The organism is Streptomyces sp. YS-3, assembly GCF_045257485.1.
Classification (GTDB): Bacteria; Actinomycetota; Actinomycetes; order Streptomycetales; family Streptomycetaceae; genus Streptomyces.
The window spans coordinates 1-18,901 of the sequence record NZ_JBJHPC010000011.1 but is presented as its reverse complement, the minus strand read 5'-3'; the positions used below and the strand labels follow the sequence as shown (position 1 = coordinate 18,901).

The following is an 18,901-nucleotide window of genomic DNA, read 5'->3' as shown; positions in this document are numbered from 1 at the left end:
GCGTACGGACGGTGACCGGGTGTCAGCGGCCCGTCTCCTTCTGGTACGCCTTGACGACCTCGTCCGTGGGTCCGTCCATCAGGAGCTCGCCCCGCTCCAGCCAGAGCACCCGGTTGCAGGTGTCGCGGATGGAGCCGATGCTGTGGCTGACCAGGAACACCGTGCCCGCGTGCTTGCGCAGCTCGCGGATGCGCTCCTCGGAGCGGATCTGGAACTTGCGGTCACCCGTGGCGAGCGCCTCGTCGATCATCAGGACGTCGTGGTCCTTGGCGGCGGCGATGGAGAACCGCAGCCGGGCCGCCATGCCGGACGAGTACGTCCGCATGGGCAGCGTGATGAAGTCGCCCTTCTCGTTGATGCCGGAGAAGTCGACGATCTCCTCGTACCGCTCCTTGATCTCCTCGCGCGACATGCCCATGGCCAGGCCGCCCAGGATGACGTTGCGCTCGCCGGTCAGCTCGTTCATCAGCGCGGCGTTGACGCCGAGCAGCGAGGGCTGGCCGTTGGTGTACACCCGGCCCTTGGCGGGGGGCAGGAGTCCGGCGATCGCCCGCAGCAGGGTCGACTTGCCCGAGCCGTTGGTGCCGATCAGACCGATCGCCTCGCCGCGGTAGGCGGTGAAGGAGACGCCCCGCACCGCGTGCACCTTGCGCATGCCGCGCGACTCGCCGGTGTCCCGCCGCACTATCCGGCTGAGCGCGGCGGTGGCGCTGCCCCGCCCGCCGCCCGTGCCGTTGACCGTGTACACGATGTGCACATCGTCGGCGATGACGGTCGGGATGCGCTCGCCGCTCGCGTCGGCGATACGGATGTTGTCCTCAGCCACGACCGTACTGCTCCTCTGCCTTCCAGAAGTACACGAAGCCCGCGGCGCCCACGACGAGCGCCCAGCCCACGGCCAGCGCCCACACGTGCGGGGGCAGGTTGTTGGTACCGAAGCCGTCGATCATGGAGTACCGCGCCAGGTCCATGTAGACCGCGGCGGGGTTCACCTGGAGGACCTGGGCGACCCAGTGCGGCTTGCCCTGGAGGACCACCTTGATGCTGAACATGACGCCGGAGGCGTACATCCAGGTCCGCAGGACGAACGGCATCAGCTGGGCGAGGTCCGGGGTCTTGCTGCCCAGCCGGGCCATGATCAGCGCCAGGCCGGTGTTGAAGACGAACTGGCACGCCAGGACCGGCACCATCAGCAGCCACGACGCCATCGGCATGCTGCCCGACGCGACCACCACGAGGACCAGGACGATCATCGAGAACAGCAGCTGCTGGAGCTGCTGGAGCGCGAAGGAGATCGGCAGCGAGGCGCGCGGGAAGTGCAGCGCGCGCACCAGGCCCAGGTTGCCGGAGATCGCCCGGACGCCCGCCATCACCGAGTTCTGCGTGAAGGTGAAGACGAAGATGCCCGTCACCAGGAACGGGATGTACACGTCCGACGAGATGCCCCGCTTGGCGTTCATCAGCACGCCGAAGATGAAGTAGTAGACCAGCGCGTTGAGGAGCGGGGTGGCCACCTGCCAGATCTGGCCGAGCTTCGCCTGGCTGTACTGGGCGGTCAGCTTCGCCTGCGAGAACGACAGGATGAAGTGGCGCCGCCCCCAGAGCTGGCGGCAGTATTCGCGCAGCCCCGGCCGGGCGCCGCTCACCGCCAGGCCGTGCTTGGCGGCGAGTTCCGCCGGGGACAGAGTTGTGTCACTCACAAGAGGAAACTTTCGCTTTCAAAGAAGTACGCCCGATGGCCGTTGCCCGAAGTGCCCGGGGCCGGACGGCCCCCATCCGATGTGCCCGACCCGAGAGTGTCAGATGACGGGCGGCCGGCCCAGCCGGGTCAGCCGCCAGACCGTGCGCCACTTCATCGGGCGGCGCGGGCCGCAGGGAGTGGTCCAGCCCTCCTTGAAGCCGCCGAACCACGCCTTGAGGGCGGGCCCGGAGGGCTTCCGGGCGAGCGTGAGCAGCATCCAGACCCCCAGATAGACGGGGACCAGGAGGGCCGGCAGGTTGCGCCGGGCCAGCCAGACCCGGTTGCGGGCCACCATCCGGTGGTAGACCGCGTGCCGGGAGGGCGCCGTGGTGGGGTGGTACAGGACCATGTCCGCGCGGTAGTCGATCATCCAGCCGGCGTCCAGCGCCCGCCAGGCGAGATCGGTCTCCTCGTGGGCGTAGAAGAACTCGTCGGGCAGCCCGCCGACCTCCGCGAGAACCCTCGTCCGTACAGCGTTGGCGCCGCCCAGGAAGGTCGTCACGCGCGAGGAGCGCATCGGGTCGGAGGCGCGCAGCCGCGGGACGTGGCGGCGCTGGGTGACCCCGGTCTCCGGGTCCGCGATACGGAAGCTGATGATGCCCAGCCGCGGGTCCTCGGTGAACGCCCGGCGGCACAGCTCGGCCGTGTCGGCGTTGGCCAGCAGCCCGTCGTCGTCGAGGAAGAGCAGGATGTCGACCTCGGCGCCGGACGGGCCGAACGCCTCGATGCCGACGTTGCGACCGCCGGGGATGCCCAGGTTCTCGGGCAGCTCCACGGTCCGTACGCCCTCGGGGACGTCCGGGACCGGGGCGCCGTTGCCGACCACCACGACCTGGACCGGGTCGCCGTCCTGCTTGGCGACCGATTCGAGCAGCGCACGCAGCTCCTCGGGCCGGTTGCCCATGGTGATGACGACCGCGCCGACCTTCAGCGGGGCACTCACTTGAGCCTGCTGGAGGCGAGGATGGACACCAGGTGCAGCACGCTCTGGAGGAGCGCGATGCCCGCGAGCACCGCGACGCCGAGCCGGGAGAAGTACAGGTCGCCGCGCGCGTGGTCGACCAGCGCCAGGACCAGGATCAGCAGGGACGCCTCGATGCCGAGGATCAGCCGGTGGAACTTGAGCGCCCCGGCGGCCCGGCGGGCCAGCGCCATGCCGGAGGAGCGCGGCTCCGAGGCCGTCTCCTTGACCGGCGGCTTGCCCTGCTGGTGGCGGGCGACGCCGACGAGGTCGGTCTCGGACTTGATCATGACGGCGCCGAGGGCCGCGAGGGTGCCGAGGAAGGCCCAGAGCCAGTCGATCCGCCCCGAGCCCCAGATGTCGGCCGCCCGCAGACCGAAGCCGACCAGGACCGCCGCGTCGCACACATAGGCGGCGACCCGGTCCACGTAGACGCCGGTCATCGAGTACTGCTTCTTCCAGCGTGCGACCTCGCCGTCGACACAGTCGAGGAGCAGGTACAGCTGGACCATCACCACGCCGAGGACGGCGCCCCAGATCCCGGGCACCAGCAGGGCCGGGGCCGCGAGGGCGGCGGCGACGGTCATCACATAGGTCAGCTGGTTGGGCGTGACCCGGGTGGTCACCAGGTGCCGGTCCACGCGCAGGGAGACCTCGCGCATGTAGAGCCGGCCGCCCCAGTGCTCGCCGCTCCGCCGGTCCTTGACGCCCGGCGGGTGCACGACCGGGCGGAGTTCAGCTACCGATGGCTTTTGCATAGTCGGCGTAAGCGTCCTTGATCTGGTCTGCGGACAGGTTGAGGTGTTCCAGGATCGTGAAACGGCCCGGCCGGGTCTGCGGCGCGTACGCCACCGCCCGGACGAACTCGTCGGCGGAGAAGCCGATCTCCTGAGGGAGCACGGGCAGGCCGTGCCGCCGCAGCACCTGGGCGAAGAGCCCGGACTGCTCGGCGGCGCCGCGCAGGTGCATGGCGAAGGCGGCGCCGAGGCCGACCTGCTCGCCGTGGAGCGCGGAGCGCTTGGGGTACAGCAGGTCGAAGGCGTGGCTGATCTCGTGGCAGGCGCCGGAGGAGGGGCGGGTGTCGCCGCTGATCGACATGGCGATGCCGGAGAGGACCAGCGCCTCGGACAGGACGGTGAGGAACTCGTCGTCGCCGACGCCGCCGGGGTGGCGCAGCACGGACTCGCCCGCGGTACGGGCCATGGCCGCGGCCAGACCGTCCACCGGCTCGCCGTTGACCCGGTGCGAGAGCTCCCAGTCCGCGATCGCGGAGATGTTGGAGATCACGTCGCCGACGCCCGAGCGGACGAACCGGACCGGGGCCTCGCGGATGACGTCGAGGTCGATGACCATGGCGATGGGCGTGGGCACGCCGTACGAGCCGCGGCCGTTGTCGTTGTCCAGGATCGAGACCGGCGAGCAGATGCCGTCGTGCGAGAGGTTGGTGGCGACCGCCACCATGGGCAGTCCGACCCGCGCCGCGGCGTACTTCGCCACGTCGATGATCTTTCCGCCGCCCAGGCCGACGACCGCGTCGTACCGCTTGCCCTTGATGTCGTCGCCGAGCCGCACGGCCGAGTCGATGGTGCCGTCCGCGACCGGGTACCAGTCGGCGCCCGGCAGCACCGGCGCCAGCTTCTCGCTCAGCGCCTGGCCCGAGCCGCCGCTGATCGCGATCGCCAGCTTGCCGGAGGCCGAGATCCGCTGGTCCGCCAGGAGGCCCGCCAGATCGTCCAGGGCGCCCCGGCTGATGTCGACGACGACCGGCGACGGGATGAGCCGGGTCAGTACTGGCACGCGATCTCACGGCCCTTCGCGAGGTCGTCGTGGTTGTCGATCTCGACCCAGGAGACCTGGCCGATGGGCGCCACGTCGACGGTGAAGCCGCGGTCGACGAGCTCCTGGTAGCCGTCCTCGTAGTACAGGTCGGGGTCGCGCTCGAAGGTGGCCTTCAGGGCGTCCGCGAGCTCCTCGGCCGCCTCCGGCTCGATGAGGGTGACGCCGATGTACTCGCCGGTTGCGGTCGCCGGGTCCATCAGCTTGGTGATGTGCCGCACGCCCTTGCCGGGCTCGGTGATCACCTTCATCTCCTCGTCGGCGAGGCGCTTGACCGCGTCGAGGGCGAGGATGATCCTCCTGCCCTCGCCGCGCGCGGCCAGCAGCGTCTTCTCGACGGAGACCGGGTGCACGGTGTCACCGTTGGCGAGGATGACGCCCTGCTTCAGGACCTCACGCGCGCACCACAGGGAGTAGGCGTTGTTCCACTCCTCGGCCTTGTCGTTGTCGATCAGCGTGAGCGTGACGCCGTACTTGGCCTCCAGGGCCTCCTTGCGGTCGTACACGGCTTCCTTGCGGTAGCCGACGACGATCGCGACCTCGGTCAGACCCACCTCGGCGAAGTTGGCCAGTGTGAGGTCGAGGACGGTGGTCTCGCCGTCGACGGGCACGAGGGCCTTCGGGAGCGTGTCGGTGTAGGGGCGCAGACGCCGTCCTGCACCGGCTGCGAGTACGAGGCCGATCATGCCGTTTCTCCTTCGTCATGTACTGCGGGTGCTCCGGAGGACACCCAGAAGCGGATGGACTCCACGACCACCAGGAGCGCCAGGGCCACCGCGAGGGCGGTGAGCGCCAGGGTGAAGTCCGTGCCGCGGTCGGCGAGGGTCGCGGCGAGCACCGCGACCACCAGCGTCCGCCCCTCGTGGCCGCCGGCCAGGCGGACCAGCAGGCGCGGCGGCGCGCCGGAGCCGCCCTTGATGCGGTAGACCGTGTCGTAGTGATGGTAGGCGACCGCCGCCACCAGTCCGAAGGCCGCGGGCAGCGCCCCGTCCACCTCGGAGCGGGCGGCGAGGACCAGGACCGTGCAGTACTCGGCGGCCCGGAAGAACGGCGGCACCAGCCAGTCGAGGGCGCCCTTGAGGGGGCGGCCCACGGCGGCGCCGGAGAAGGCCGCGTAGAGGGCCGCGGCGAGGACGACGTGCCAACCGTCGACGTCCTGGGTGAGGGCCGCGGCCAGCAGCGCTGCCGCGCCGAGCAGGGCCACCACGGGGGCGGTCCAGGCGCCCCGGCGGATCGGCGCCATCTTGGCGAAGAACTCCCCGAGCGGCCCGGTGTCGGCCAGCTCCGCGAGGGCCCGCGCGGCCCCGTCGGTACGGGTGGCGCGGCGGTTCAGCGAGCGCAGCACGCGCCCGGCCGTGGTGTAGCAGGCCGCGAAGGCGCAGCCGATCAGCAGCGCGTAGAAGACGATCCGGGGGGTCGTGACGGCGGTGAGCACGGCGATCATCGCCCAGCGCTCACCGATCGGCAGCACGATCATCCGGCGCACCCAGACCGTCCAGCCGACGGAGTCGAGCCGGTCGGAGAGGGCCGCGGTGGGGCTGCTGTTGGCGTTCGCGCCCGTGCCCACGACGTGCGCCTCGTTGAAGGAGAAGTCCACGACGTGGCGGCAGGTCTGGAGGACCATCGCGCCGAGCGCGAGCGCCCATACGTCGTCGGTGCCGCCGCCGCGGGCCGCGCCGATCGCCAGGCCCGCGTAGTACGCGTACTCCTTGGCCCGGTCGAAGGTGGCGTCCAGCCAGGCGCCGAGCGTGGAGTACTGGAGCGAGTAGCGGGCGAGCTGCCCGTCGGTGCAGTCCAGGACGAAGGAGAGGAGCAGCAGCACGCCGGCCGCGACGAAGCCGGCGCGGGTGCCGGTCGCCGCGCAGCCGGCCGCTATCAGCGCGGTGAGCAGCGAGGCGGTGGTGACCTGGTTGGGGGTGAGGCCCCGGCGGGCGCACCAGCGGGCGAGGTAGCGCGAGTACGGGCTGATGCAGAAGGTGGTGAAGAACCCGTCGCGGGACTTCACCGCGTTGCGCAGCCGGACCGCCTCGTCGTCCACCGCGTCCACGGCCTTGCGGGCGGTGAAGGCGGCCTCGGGCCCGGCGGGCACGGTGGCCACCAGCGAGCCGAGCTCGGGGCGGTGCACGGCGACGCCGCCGTCCCCGAGGGCTGCGGCGAGGCGGTCGGTGAGGACGCCGGTGCCGGTGGCGTTCACGGCGACGGCCGCGCCCCCGTCGGCCACGGCCGCGGGCCCGGTGCGGTCCGCGAGGGCGCGCGCGAGCGCGGGGCGGGCCTCCGCCTGGACGGCCAGGGCGCCGGGGATCGCCGCCGCCGGGAACCGGGGGTCGGTCAGGGCGAGGCGCAGGGCGTGCGTATGGCCCACGAAGGACGGGTCGACCAGGGCGACCCGCTCACCGGGCGGGACCTCGGCGAGCAGGCCGGGCAGATCCTCCGGCCGCCGCGCGGACCGTACGTCGAAGCCCAGCGAGCGCAGTTCGGGCCCGAGCTGCGACCCGGGGACCGGCAGGCCGGTCAGGATGGCGGTCGACAGACGAACTCACTCCTTGGAGCTGGCATGGCTGATGTCCGAGGCCGGCCCGGAATGAAGCGGCGGGCGGCGCGTCGGCAGAGGCTATCGGGAGGCTATCGGATGCGTGGAACCGGGAGTTCATCGCCTGTTTACGCCCCGATCGGGCCCTGCGGCAGGGGGCTGCCGCGTGGATCATCATCGTCGATCGGGGCCGCGCCCCACAAACCGCCCCCCGTCCGCCGGACGCGGGGCCGCGCGCCGTCGTCCGCGCCCGCGCACCGCTCTGACCTGCGACGCCTGTGCGAATGGCGTACGCGCTCGGCAAGCAGGGCGTTTCCGCAGGTCAGAGCATATGACAACGGTGTTCAGTGCCGTGTTGCCCCATACCCCCCGCCCGTAGTTCACTGACCCCTCGTACGCAGATCGCACAACCATGCCAAGAGTCTGAGAGGTGGCCTTCCATGGGGGCTGGGCACGACCACGGACACGCGCACGGCGGGTCGGCGCCGACCGAGACGGCCGCCGCGGCGTACAAGGGGCGGCTGCGGGTGGCCCTGGGCATCACGCTGGGCGTGATGGTGGTCGAGATCGTCGGCGGCCTGCTCGCGGACTCGCTGGCCCTGGTCGCGGACGCGGCGCACATGGCGACGGACGCCCTGGGGCTGGCGATGGCGCTGCTCGCCATCCACTTCGCCAACCGCCCGGCCGGCCACAACCGGACGTTCGGCTATGCCCGGGCCGAGATCCTGGCCGCGCTCGCCAACTGTCTGCTGCTGCTCGGCGTGGGCGGATACGTGCTGTACGAGGCGGTGCAGCGGTTCGTCGAGCCGGCCGACACCTCGGGTGCCACCACGATCGTTTTCGGCCTGATCGGCCTGGTCGCGAACATGGTCTCGCTCTCGCTCCTGGTCCGCGGCCAGCAGGAGAGCATCAACGTGCGGGGCGCCTTCCTCGAAGTCCTCGCGGACGCGCTCGGGTCCGTGGCGGTGCTGCTCTCGGCCGTGGTGATCATGACGACCGGCTGGCAGGCCGCCGACCCCGTCGCCTCGCTGGTGATCGGCCTGATGATCGTCCCGCGTACGGTGAAGCTGCTGCGGGAGACGCTGGACGTACTGCTGGAGGCCGCCCCCCAGGGCGTCGACATGAGCGAGGTCCGGGCGCACATCGTGGCCCTGCCGGGCGTCGAGGACGTCCATGACCTGCACGCCTGGACGATCACCTCGGGGATGCCGGTGCTCTCCGCCCATGTGGTGGTCAGCCAGGAGGCGCTGGACTCGGTGGGCCACGAGCGGCTGCTGCACGATCTCCAGGGCTGCCTGGGTGACCACTTCGACGTGGAGCACTGCACCTTCCAGCTGGAGCCGAGCGGCCACGCGGCCCACGAGGCCCGGCTCTGCCACTGACGGCCGGACACCGCGCGGCCACCCTCGTTCACATGTTCGATGGTTCCGGGCCGGTACGGCTGGGCACGATCCCTTCTTCGACGGTGCCGCACACCCGGCGCATTACGGACATGCGCTGCCCGTCGAAGTGCGGACACGCCGCTTTTGTACGGCAGACTTGGCAGCCGAGGACCGAAGCGAAGGATGGTTATGCCGACCACACCAGCCACTACGGCGAGCAGCTCGTCGAACGGGACCGCCGAAGAGATCATGCTCGAACTGGTCGACGAGAGCGGCAATACCATCGGCACCGCGGAGAAGCTCTCCGCCCATCAGGCACCCGGTCTGTTGCACCGGGCGTTCTCGGTCTTCCTCTTCGACCCGGCGGGCCGGCTGCTGGTCCAGCGCCGCGCGCTCGGCAAGTACCACTCCCCCGGTGTCTGGTCGAACACCTGCTGCGGGCACCCCTACCCCGGTGAGTCCCCCTTCGCGGCGGCGGCCCGGCGCACCCACGAGGAGCTGGGCGTCTCGCCCTCGCTGCTCGCCGAGGGCGGCACGGTCCGCTACAACCACCCGGACCCGGACTCGGGGCTCGTGGAGCAGGAGTACAACCACCTCTTCGTCGGTCTGGTGCAGTCGCCGGTGCGACCGGACCCGGAGGAGGTCTACGAGACCGCCTTCGTCTCGCCGCAGGAGCTGGCCGCCCTGCACGAGCGGGCCCCCTTCTCCGCCTGGTTCATGACCGTGCTCGACGCGGCCCGGCCCGCCGTCCGTGAGCTCACAGGGCCTGCCGCGGGCTGGTGACCGTGCCGGGGGCCGGGGTCAGCGGCAGGGCCACCCAGATGATCTTGCCGCCGCTCGCCGTCTGTTCCACGTCGCAGGCCCCGCCCGCCTCGTAGGTGATCTCGCGCACCAGCAGCAGTCCGCGCCCGCCGGTCTGGCCGTAGTCGGTCTCCAGCGCCTTGGGGCGGTAGGGGTGGTTGTCCTCCACGGAGACCCGGATCCACTCGGCGCCGATGGCCACCTCCACGGCCACCTGCGGGGAGAGCAGGGCCGCGTGCCTGACCGCGTTGGTGACCAGCTCGGAGACGATCAGCAGCAGGCCCTGGAAGAGGTCGTCGGGGACCGGCACGCCCTGGCGGCGGAGCAGGTCGCGCACGGCGTGCCGGGCCTGCGGGACCGAGGCGTCGACGGCGGGGGCGGTGAAGCGCCAGACTCCCTCGTACGGGAACGGCCTGGCCGGTGCGGCGTCGGGTGGCACGCTCCCGCGGATCTCCATGTTCCGGCACCACCCTCGCAGTCGGCAGTCAGGCTCTTGGTCAAGAGTGGGGACTGACATGGTCCGGACCGGTCGACTGAACAGAAGTCAGCGGGTATCGACGCGTTCTGATCGCTGTCGCCCGCAGATGTCACTTCTCAAAAGGTGCCTGATCGCTATCTGACGGCTTTGCCATGGCTTGCGGGGGTGTCTGCGGTACGGACGCGCTCCCCCGGGCGTCCGCGCCCGCCCCCGACTCGGTGACCAGACCCACGATGTGCCGCCCGCCGATGCCGAGCGCGATCAGACCGAGGCCGTCGAAGAGCAGCGCGAGCGAGAAGAAGCAGCCGATCACATAGCGGCTGCTGCTCGGCCAGCTCGCCAGGACCAGCACCCCGAGCAGCACGCCGAACGCGCCCTGCACCAGCGTCCAGCCCATCTGCGGTCCGCGCACCACCACACTGCCGGCGAGCCGGAACACCCCGCCGGTGAGGAAGAGGAGCGCGGCGAACATGGTCAGCGCCTCGGCCGAGCCCTCCGGGCGGCGGATGACCACCACACCGGCCGCGATGTTCAGGGCCGCGACCACCACGCCGAGCCAGAAGAAGCTGGCGCCGCGCGACTGGATCGCGTGGGCCAGCCCGACCACGCCGCCGACCAGCAGCAGCCAGCCGAACAGGAGCATCGAGGTCAGGGTCGCCACGCCGGTGTAGACGAGGCCGACCAGGCCCGCGAGGGCGAGGACCGCGCCGAGGAAGGTCAGCCGGCCGAAACTGCGGCGGAGCTTCCTGCTGTCACGTGCGGATGCGGGTGCAACCATCAGCGTCTCCTCGTGGCATCGCCGGGTCGGCCCCCTCTTGATCATAGGAGCGGTCCGCCCGGATAGCATCCGGCGCATGGAGCCGCAGCTGGAGCACACCGTGGCCGACGGCGTGGCCACCGTCGTCATCAGCAACCCCGCCAAGCGCAACGCGATGACCGCCGCGATGTGGCGGGCGCTGCCGCCGCTCCTCGACGAGCTCGCCGCCGACCGCGAGGTACGGGCCCTGGTGCTGACCGGCGCCGGACCGACGTTCTGCGCGGGCGCCGACATCTCCTCGCTGCGCGCGCCGGGGCCGGGCGAGGACCCCCGGTCGCTCGCGGTGGGGGCCGAGGAGGCGCTCGCCGCCTTCCCCAAGCCGACACTGGCCGCCGTGCGCGGCCACTGCGTCGGCGGCGGCTGCCAGCTGGCGACCGCCTGCGACCTGCGCTTCGCGGAGGAGGGCGCCTCCTTCGGGATCACGCCCGCCAGGCTCGGCATCGTCTACGCCTCCTCCTCCACCCGGCGGCTGACCGCCCTGGTGGGGCCTGCGACCGCGAAGTACCTGCTGTTCTCGGCCGAGCTGATCGACTCGGCACGGGCGCTGCGGACCGGTCTGGTGGACGAGGTGCTGCCGGTGGGGGAACTGGACAAGCGGGTGGCCGAGTTCACCCGCGTCCTCACCGCCCGCTCGCAGCTCACCCAGGCGGCGGCCAAGGAGTTCGCCAACGGCCGCACCGACCGGGACGCGTACTGGACGGAGCAGGCGCGCGGCAGCGGCGACACCGAAGAGGGCGTCGCCGCGTTCCTGGAGCGCAGGGTTCCGCGCTTCGGCTGGACCGCGTCCGGCTGAGCCGGGGCGCTCCCTGGGCGCGGGGCCGCCGCGCGGTCGCGGCCCGGCCGGTGGCCCGCCGGACACGCGCGCCTCACGCGGACCCTCTCCTCCCCCGGCGCACCCGAACGCCCTCGGGGCTTCACTCCGTACCGACCAGTCGGTAACCTGCGGGTATGACGTCTCTCCCGCCGCGCGCCGGCCGCCGCTGCCACAACTCCGTCAACCCGCTGCACTCGACGGTCTACTTCTCCCCCGACTACACCGACGAGCTCAAGCAGCTCGGTGTCGAGGACGAGCGCGCCGCCTACTTCGCCGGGCGCGCCGCCGCGCTCGGCGCGGTCGGACCCGGCACCATCACCGCCACGTTCTACAACTTCAACCACGAGCTGGTCGCCCGGCACGTGCCCGCCGTGTGGGACATCGCCTCCCCCGAGGCTGTCCTCGACGCCCGGCTGCGGGCCGCCGACCGCACCCTGCGGCGGCTGCTCGGCGACGAGGTCGTGGCCTCGCCGGAGATGGCGGAGGCCGCCCGCCTCGCGCTGCGCGCCACCGAGGGCTGCACCCGCCACGCCCGGCCGCTGTACGCCGCCCACGCCGACCTGCCGGTGCCCGAGGAGCCGCACCTGGCGTACTGGCACGCGGCGACGCTGCTGCGCGAGCACCGCGGCGACGGCCACCTCACCGCGCTGCTCGACGCCGGCCTCGACCCGCTGGAGGCCCTGGTCAGCCACACCGCCACCGGCAAGGGGATGGCGCCGCGCTGGGTCCTGGGCTCGCGCGGCTGGCGGCGCGCGGACTGGGAGGCGGCCGTCGCCCGGCTGCGCGAGCGCGGCCTGCTGGACGCCGCGGGCGAACTCACCGAGGCCGGCACCGCCCTGCGCGCCGAGGTCGAGGACCGCACCGACCGGCTGGACTCCGCCCCGTACGAACTGCTCGGCGCGGAGGGCGTGGAGCGGCTGACCGAGCTGGCCCGGGGGCTGCTGATGACGGCGGTGGCCGCGGGGGCGTTCCCGGCCGACCTCGTCGGCAAGGGCTGACCGCCTGTTGTCGGTGCCGCCTGCCACAATGGCGCCTTCAGGCTCTGCGAGAAGGCGGTACGGGAACGTGACGACGTCCATCGAAGGCAGGATCGCCGAGGAACTCGGCGTACGGGAGCGGCAGGTGAAGGCCGCCGTCGAGCTGCTCGACGGCGGGTCGACCGTGCCGTTCATCGCGCGCTACCGCAAGGAAGCGACCGAGATGCTCGACGACGCCCAGCTGCGCACCCTGGAGGAGCGGCTGCGGTATCTGCGGGAGCTGGAGGACCGCCGCACGGCGGTCCTCGACTCCGTCCGCGAGCAGGGCAGGCTCACCGAGGAGCTGGAGCGGCAGATCCGCGCCGCCGACACCAAGGCGCGCCTGGAGGACATCTATCTGCCCTTCAAGCCCAAGCGGCGCACCAAGGCGCAGATCGCCCGTGAGGCGGGCCTCGAACCGCTGGCGCAGGGGCTGCTGACCGACCCGTCGGTGGAGCCGCTCGCCGCCGCGGCGGCGTTCGTCGACGCGGACAGGGGCGTCGCGGACCCGGCGGCTGCCCTGGACGGCGCCCGCGCCATCCTCGCCGAGCGGTTCTCCGAGGACGCCGACCTCATCGGCGAGCTGCGCGAGCGCATGTGGACCAGGGGCCGCCTGGTGGCGAAGGTGCGCGAGGGCAAGGAGGAGGCGGGCGCCAAGTTCGCCGACTACTTCGACTTCACCGAGCCGTTCACGGCGCTGCCCTCGCACCGCGTCCTGGCGATGCTGCGCGGCGAGAAGGAGGACGTCCTCGACCTCGTCCTGGAACCCGAGGGCCCGCAGGACGCGGAGATCCCCGGCCCCTCGGCGTACGAGAACATGGTGGCGCGCCGCTTCGGCGTCGCGGACCGGGGCCGCCCGGGCGACAAGTGGCTGGCCGACACCGTCCGCTGGGCGTGGCGCACCCGCATCCTCGTCCACCTCGGCATCGACCTGCGGCTGCGGCTGCGCACGGCCGCCGAGGACGAGGCGGTGCGGGTCTTCGCGTCGAACCTGCGCGACCTGCTGCTCGCCGCCCCGGCCGGGACGCGCGCGACGCTGGGCCTCGACCCCGGGTTCCGTACGGGCGTGAAGGTGGCCGTCGTGGACGCCACGGGCAAGGTCGTGGCGACGGACGTGATCCACCCGCACGTCCCGGCGAACCGGTGGGACGAGGCGGTCGCCAAGCTGGCCCGGCTCGCCGAGGAGCACGCGGTGGAGCTGATCGCCATCGGCAACGGCACCGCGTCCCGGGAGACCGACAAGCTCGCCGGTGAACTGATCGCCAAACACCCGGGGTTGAAGCTCACCAAGGTGATGGTCTCGGAGGCGGGCGCCTCCGTGTACTCGGCGTCGGCGTTCGCCTCGCAGGAGCTGCCGGACATGGACGTGTCGCTGCGCGGCGCGGTCTCCATCGCCCGCCGCCTCCAGGACCCGCTCGCCGAGCTGGTGAAGATCGACCCCAAGTCGATCGGCGTCGGCCAGTACCAGCACGACCTCTCCGAGGTGAAGCTCTCGCGCTCGCTGGACGCGGTCGTGGAGGACTGTGTGAACGGCGTCGGGGTGGACGTCAACACCGCGTCCGCGCCGCTGCTCTCGCGCGTCTCCGGCATCGGCGCGGGCCTCGCCGAGAACATCGTGGCGCACCGGGACGCCAACGGCCCGTTCCGCTCCCGCAAGGCGCTCAAGAACGTGGCGCGGCTGGGCCCGAAGGCGTACGAGCAGTGTGCGGGCTTCCTGCGGATCCGCGGCGGCGACGACCCGCTGGACGCCTCCAGCGTGCACCCCGAGGCGTATCCGGTGGTGCGCCGGATGGTGAAGACCACCGGCAGCGAGGTGGCGGCGCTGGTCGGCAACACGGCGGTGCTGCGGTCGCTGCGGCCGGACGACTTCGTGGACGAGACCTTCGGTCTGCCGACGGTGACGGACATCCTGCGCGAGCTGGAGAAGCCCGGGCGCGACCCGCGCCCCGCCTTCAGGACGGCGACCTTCAAGGAGGGCGTCGAGAAGATCGGCGACCTGGAGCCGGGGATGGTCCTGGAGGGTGTGGTGACCAACGTTGCGGCGTTCGGCGCGTTCATCGACATCGGTGTGCACCAGGACGGCCTGGCGCATGTCTCGGCGCTGTCGGACAAGTTCGTGAAGGACCCGCGCGAGGTGGTCAAGCCGGGCGACATCGTCAAGGTGAAGGTCCTGGACGTCGACGTGCCGCGCAAGCGGATCTCGCTGACGCTGCGGCTGGAGGACGAGGCGACCGCGACCGCCCCGGGCGGCGCCCCGAAGCGGGAGCAGCGGGGCGGACGCCCCCCGCAGCAGCGCGGGCAGCAGCGCCAGGGCGGCGGCGGCCGGGACCGCGGTGGCCGCCAGACGCCGCCGCCCCCGGCGAACGGGGCGATGGCGGACGCCCTGCGCAAGGCCGGCCTGCTGGACCCGAAGGGCCGTCGCTAGGGACGCGGCGGGTGGAGCGGCGGCCCGGGGCGGGGCGCCGCTCCACCCGTGCCGCCCCGGCGGCCGGTGGTGTCCTGCCGCTGCCCTACCGCTCTCCTACTGCTCGGTGACCTTGCCGTCGGCGACCTCGACGCGCCGGGTGGTGCGGACCGCGTCCAGCATCCGCCGGTCGTGGGTGACCAGGAGCAGCGTGCCGGTGTACGAGTCGAGGGCGGACTCCAGCTGCTCGATCGCCGGGAGGTCGAGGTGGTTGGTCGGCTCGTCGAGGACGAGCAGGTTGACGCCCCGGCCCTGGAGCAGCGCGAGCGCCGCCCGGGTGCGCTCGCCGGGCGAGAGCGAGGCGGCGGGGCGCAGCACGTGGTCGGCCCGCAACCCGAACTTGGCGAGGAGGGTGCGCACCTCGGCCGGCTCGGTGTCGGGGACGGCCGCGCAGAACGCCTCCAGCAGCGGCTCGTCGCCGACGAAGAGGCCGCGGGCCTGGTCGACCTCGCCGACGACGACGCCGGAGCCGAGCGTGGCCCGTCCCGCGTCGAGCGGGATGCGGCCGAGCAGGGCGGCGAGGAGCGTGGACTTGCCCGCGCCGTTGGCGCCGGTGATGGCCACGCGGTCGGCCCAGTCGATCTGGAGGGTGGCGGGGCCGAAGGTGTAGTCGCCGCGCCGGACCTCGGCCTGGCTGAGGGCGGCGACGACGGCGCCCGAGCGGGGCGCGCTCGCGATCTCCATCCGCAGCTCCCACTCCTTGCGGGGCTCGTCGACGACGTCCAGGCGTTCGATCATGCGCTGGGTCTGGCGGGCCTTGGAGGCCTGCTTCTCGCTGGCGTCGCTGCGGAACTTGCGGCCGATCTTGTCGTTGTCGCCCGCCTTGCGGCGGGCGTTCTTGACGCCCTTGTCCATCCAGCCGCGCTGCATCAGGGCCCGGCTCTCCAGGGCGGAGCGCTTGTCGGCGTACTCCTCGAAGTCCTCTCGGGCGTGCCTGCGGGCGGTGGCGCGCTCCTCCAGATACGCCTCGTAACCGCCGCCGTAGAGCGTGATCTGCTGCTGGGCGAGGTCGAGTTCGAGCACCTTGGTGACCGTGCGGGCGAGGAACTCGCGGTCGTGGCTGACCACCACCGTGCCCGCGCGCAGGCCCTTGACGAAGGACTCCAGGCGCTCCAGACCGTCGAGGTCGAGGTCGTTGGTGGGCTCGTCGAGCAGGAACACGTCGTAGCGCGAGAGCAGCAGCGAGGCCAGTCCCGCACGGGCGGCCTGGCCGCCGGAGAGGGCGGTCATCGGCTGGTCGAGGCCGACGGTGAGGTTGAGGGTGGCGGCCACCTCCTCGGCGCGCTCGTCGAGGTCGGCGCCGCCGAGGTCGAGCCAGCGCTCCAGGCTCTCGGCGTACGCGTCGTCGCTGCCGGGCGCCCCCTCGACCAGGGCCTGGGTGGCGGCGTCCATGGCCTCCTGGGCGGCGGCCACACCGGTGCGGCGGGCCAGGAAGGCGCGCACGCTCTCGCCGGGACGGCGGTCCGGCTCCTGGGGCAGGTGCCCCACGGTGGCGCCGGGCGGGGAGAGCCGGAGCTCGCCCTCCTCCGGTGTGTCGAGTCCGGCGAGCAGACGGAGCAGGGAGGACTTCCCCGCCCCGTTCGCCCCGACGAGGCCGATGACGTCACCGGGGGCGACGACGAGGTCGAGCCCGGCGAAGAGCGTGCGGTCGCCGTGGCCGGCGGCGAGGTCCTTGGCGACGAGAGTGGCAGTCATGAGGACACCGATCCTACTGGGGCGCGCCGGCACCGGCCGACGGAGACGGGGTGGCGTCCGGGCCGCCGGGCGCCCCGTCCCACTGACCGGCGGACCGGCTCCCCCCTCCTCCGCGCGGACCGTTTCAGCGCACCACCGCCGTGGTGATCACTCCGCCGGTGGTGCGGGCGACCAGGAAGGCGTCCGCGCGCAGGGCGCGCTCGTCCAGCGGGATGCGGTGCGGGCCGGGGTCGAGGACCGCGTCCAGGATCTCCTGGGCGTGGACGCGGCGCAGCCGGTCCAGCCGGTAGGCGGTGAGCCGGACGCGGCAGGTCGCGCCGACCGCGAGCCGGGCCTCGTCCGGGGAGGCGGACAGATAGGTGAGCCGGCGCTGGGCGAGCGGCGTGCGGTCCAGCGCCTGCTCCACCTGGGCCACCAGGAGCGGGGTGATGGGGGCGAGCCCCGTCACGTACACGGGGTGCGCCCGGGCGCGGGTGAAAGCGGCGCGCGTGGCCGCGCGTTCGGCCTCGGTGACCGCGCGGCCGAAGACGACCGCCCCGTACGCGCGGAGTTCTTCGCCGGTCACGTCGGTCACGCCGTCGGTGATGTCCGCGCCGATGCCGATCAAGCGCAGGGCCGCGGCGAGCCTGCCCAGGACGGCCGCGCGGGCCCCGATCAGCAGGACCCGGCGCCGGGGCGGCTCGTCGCTCAACAACCGTTCCAGCGCGGCCCGGTACTCCTCGGCGCGGAAGCGGAACGGCCCGATGCCGTGGTAGCCGTTGAGCACCAGATCGGGCACGGGTCCGGTCTGCCAGGCGAAGTCCCGCCAGACGACGGCGTCCCCGGAGCGCTCGATCACGGCGGTGACCGCCCCGCACGCCAGGTCCTCGCACTCCGGGCAGCCGTAGACCACGTACCGCCCCTGGGCCAGCGGCGGTTCGGTCTCCAGGAGCAGGCTGCGCACCTGGGCGCCGAGGACGGCGGGCGGCACGTCCGCCGCGAGCGGGGAGACGGCGTCCAGGTCGGCGAGTTGGAGCAGCAGCGGCCGGCCGTCGACGACGAAGTCCATGAATTCACGGTGCACTTGGGGCGAGCCGGTCCCCGCGCCATCGCCCGCCCGCATCGCGGGGGCGAGGGAGAAGGTCGCGTACTCGGCAGACATATGCCGAGTATCCTCCTCCGCCCACGGATCCGAGCCGGGTGTCACCCATCCGCTACCGTCCCTTCATGAGCGAGCAGATGATCGTGCTGGGCGGCGGTGTCATCGGTCTGACCACGGCGGTGGTCCTGGCGGAGTCGGGCCGGCGTGTGCGGGTGTGGAGCAGGGATCCGGCCGAGGCGACGACCTCGGCGGTCGCGGGGGCGCTGTGGTGGCCGTACCGCATCGAGCCCGCCGGTCGCGTCGGCGACTGGGCCCTCGCCTCCCTGCGGGTGTACGAGGAGCTGGCCGCCGATCCCGGCCGAACCGGGGTACGGCTGGTGGAGGGGCTGCAGGCGGGCATCCGGCTCGGTGAACTGGGGCCCTGGGCGGCCGAGGTGGCGGGGCTGCACCAGGCGGAGGGGGGCGTGCGGGCCCGCATACCCCTGATCGACATGCCGGTCCATCTGGCGTGGCTGCGCGGACGGCTGGAGGCGGCGGGCGGAACGGTCGAGACCCGGGCGGTGGACGCCCTGCCGGACGCGCCGGTGGTGGTCAACTGCACGGGCCTGGGCGCCCGTGCGCTCGTCCCCGACCCCCTGATGCGGCCGGTGCGCGGTCAGTTGGTGGTCGTGGAGAACCCCGGGGTGAGCGAGTGGTACACCAGTGTCGACCACTCCGCGGGTGAGACGACCTACTTCTTCCCGCAGCCCTACGGGCTGTTGCTCGGCGGGACCGCGCAGGACGACGTGTGGGACCTCACCCCGGACCCGGCCGTCGCGGCGCGGATCGTGGAGCGGTGCGCGCGGGTGCGGCCGGAGATCGCGGGGGCGCGGGTGCTCGCCCACCGTGTGGGGCTGCGCCCGGTGCGGGACACCGGGGTGCGGATCGAGGCGGAGTCCACGGCGTCCGGCGGTCTGCTGGTGCACAACTACGGGCACGGCGGCGCCGGGGTCACGGTGGCCTGGGGGTGTGCGCGGGAGGCGGCGGCACTGGCCGCCGCCTCCCGCACTCCCCTCCGGTGAGAACCCGTCTCAGCAGCGCTGTACGGGTTCGGCCGCCGTCAGCCCGTACTGCGCGCGGGCGTCGAGCAGCAGGGGCACGAGCGTCCGCAGCGGCTGGCGCAGCGGGACGAACGCGCCGTCTCCGGACCGCCGTACCCGGATGCCGTGCAGGGCGAGGCGGTCCTTCACCTCGGCGTACCGGGCGGCGGTGAGGCGGTAGCCGCAGGGCGGGTCGGTGAGGGTCC

At 72.8% G+C, this 18,901-nt stretch carries 17 protein-coding genes and 1 pseudogene; 6 read left to right on the top strand and 12 right to left on the bottom strand.

The features are described from left to right. Positions 1–22: 22 nt before the first annotated feature. From ACJA3G_RS02230 to ACJA3G_RS02200, 7 genes are all read right to left on the bottom strand, one after another. Positions 23–826, bottom strand: a complete 804-nt coding sequence (locus tag ACJA3G_RS02230) for an ABC transporter ATP-binding protein (protein WP_406551131.1) — start codon at positions 824–826, stop codon at positions 23–25. After that, a complete protein-coding gene (locus ACJA3G_RS02225; protein WP_406551130.1) occupies positions 819–1,700 on the bottom strand; it encodes an ABC transporter permease in 882 nt (293 codons plus the stop codon). Before ACJA3G_RS02225 ends, ACJA3G_RS02230 begins: the two co-directional genes overlap by 8 nt. Positions 1,701–1,799: 99 nt before the next feature. Further along, positions 1,800–2,684, bottom strand: a complete 885-nt coding sequence (locus ACJA3G_RS02220) for a glycosyltransferase family 2 protein (protein WP_406551129.1) — start codon at positions 2,682–2,684, stop codon at positions 1,800–1,802. Then, positions 2,681–3,460: a CDP-alcohol phosphatidyltransferase family protein gene (locus ACJA3G_RS02215; RefSeq protein WP_358835495.1), complete on the bottom strand. Its 780-nt coding sequence runs from the start codon at positions 3,458–3,460 to the stop codon at positions 2,681–2,683. Before ACJA3G_RS02215 ends, ACJA3G_RS02220 begins: the two co-directional genes overlap by 4 nt. Beyond that, positions 3,438–4,499, bottom strand: a complete 1,062-nt coding sequence (locus ACJA3G_RS02210) for an iron-containing alcohol dehydrogenase family protein (RefSeq protein WP_406551128.1) — start codon at positions 4,497–4,499, stop codon at positions 3,438–3,440. The genes ACJA3G_RS02215 and ACJA3G_RS02210 overlap by 23 nt, the downstream gene beginning before the upstream one ends. Continuing rightward, positions 4,487–5,224 carry a sugar phosphate nucleotidyltransferase gene (locus ACJA3G_RS02205; protein ID WP_406551127.1) on the bottom strand — a complete coding sequence of 246 codons (738 nt, stop codon included), beginning with the start codon at positions 5,222–5,224 and terminating at the stop codon, positions 4,487–4,489. The genes ACJA3G_RS02210 and ACJA3G_RS02205 overlap by 13 nt, the downstream gene beginning before the upstream one ends. After that, positions 5,221–7,068, bottom strand: coding sequence for a DUF5941 domain-containing protein (locus ACJA3G_RS02200; RefSeq protein WP_406551146.1), 1,848 nt, complete (start codon positions 7,066–7,068; stop codon positions 5,221–5,223). Before ACJA3G_RS02200 ends, ACJA3G_RS02205 begins: the two co-directional genes overlap by 4 nt. A 440-nt stretch (positions 7,069–7,508) precedes the next feature. Here ACJA3G_RS02200 and ACJA3G_RS02195 point away from each other — a divergent pair, with 440 nt between their 5' ends. Together ACJA3G_RS02195 and idi are read left to right on the top strand one after the other, a co-directional pair. Beyond that, a complete protein-coding gene (locus ACJA3G_RS02195; RefSeq protein WP_406551126.1) occupies positions 7,509–8,450 on the top strand; it encodes a cation diffusion facilitator family transporter in 942 nt (313 codons plus the stop codon). A gap of 189 nt (positions 8,451–8,639) precedes the next feature. Further along, positions 8,640–9,233, top strand: a complete 594-nt coding sequence (gene idi / locus ACJA3G_RS02190) for an isopentenyl-diphosphate Delta-isomerase (RefSeq protein ID WP_406551125.1) — start codon at positions 8,640–8,642, stop codon at positions 9,231–9,233. On the opposite strand, the gene ACJA3G_RS02185 is transcribed toward idi, so the two are convergent. Both ACJA3G_RS02185 and ACJA3G_RS02180 read right to left on the bottom strand, forming a co-directional pair. Further along, complete coding sequence (locus ACJA3G_RS02185) at positions 9,208–9,708, bottom strand: ATP-binding protein (RefSeq protein ID WP_406551124.1); 501 nt, start codon at positions 9,706–9,708, stop codon at positions 9,208–9,210. The two genes, idi and ACJA3G_RS02185, sit on opposite strands and share 26 nt — an antisense overlap. 130 nt (positions 9,709–9,838) lie before the next feature. After that, on the bottom strand, positions 9,839–10,507 hold the full coding sequence (locus tag ACJA3G_RS02180; RefSeq protein ID WP_406551123.1) for an HdeD family acid-resistance protein: 669 nt from the start codon (positions 10,505–10,507) through the stop codon (positions 9,839–9,841). A 76-nt stretch (positions 10,508–10,583) separates the two neighbouring features. Here ACJA3G_RS02180 and ACJA3G_RS02175 point away from each other — a divergent pair, with 76 nt between their 5' ends. The 3 genes from ACJA3G_RS02175 (at position 10,584) to ACJA3G_RS02165 (ending at position 14,801) form a co-directional block, all read left to right on the top strand. Beyond that, positions 10,584–11,339 (top strand): enoyl-CoA hydratase/isomerase family protein, encoded by a 756-nt coding sequence (locus tag ACJA3G_RS02175; protein WP_406551122.1) that lies wholly within the window; start codon positions 10,584–10,586, stop codon positions 11,337–11,339. Between the two features lie 155 nt (positions 11,340–11,494). Further along, on the top strand, positions 11,495–12,358 hold the full coding sequence (locus tag ACJA3G_RS02170; protein ID WP_406551121.1) for an SCO6745 family protein: 864 nt from the start codon (positions 11,495–11,497) through the stop codon (positions 12,356–12,358). 67 nt (positions 12,359–12,425) lie between these two features. Then, complete coding sequence (locus ACJA3G_RS02165) at positions 12,426–14,801, top strand: Tex family protein (protein ID WP_406551120.1); 2,376 nt, start codon at positions 12,426–12,428, stop codon at positions 14,799–14,801. 96 nt (positions 14,802–14,897) lie between these two features. Here the strand turns inward: ACJA3G_RS02165 and ACJA3G_RS02160 are convergent, their stop codons facing one another. Both ACJA3G_RS02160 and ACJA3G_RS02155 read right to left on the bottom strand, forming a co-directional pair. Further along, positions 14,898–16,535, bottom strand: coding sequence for an ABC-F family ATP-binding cassette domain-containing protein (locus tag ACJA3G_RS02160; protein ID WP_406551119.1), 1,638 nt, complete (start codon positions 16,533–16,535; stop codon positions 14,898–14,900). 124 nt (positions 16,536–16,659) lie between these two features. Beyond that, entirely contained in the window at positions 16,660–17,676 is a 1,017-nt protein-coding gene (locus ACJA3G_RS02155; RefSeq protein WP_406551118.1) for an oxidoreductase, read from the bottom strand. 65 nt (positions 17,677–17,741) lie between these two features. On the opposite strand from ACJA3G_RS02155, the gene ACJA3G_RS02150 reads away from it, so the two are divergent. Continuing rightward, a complete protein-coding gene (locus ACJA3G_RS02150) occupies positions 17,742–18,677 on the top strand; it encodes an FAD-dependent oxidoreductase (protein ID WP_406551117.1) in 936 nt (311 codons plus the stop codon). A gap of 9 nt (positions 18,678–18,686) precedes the next feature. Here ACJA3G_RS02150 and ACJA3G_RS02145 read toward each other — a convergent pair. Beyond that, positions 18,687–18,901: pseudogene (locus ACJA3G_RS02145) on the bottom strand (carboxypeptidase); the annotation flags it as partial.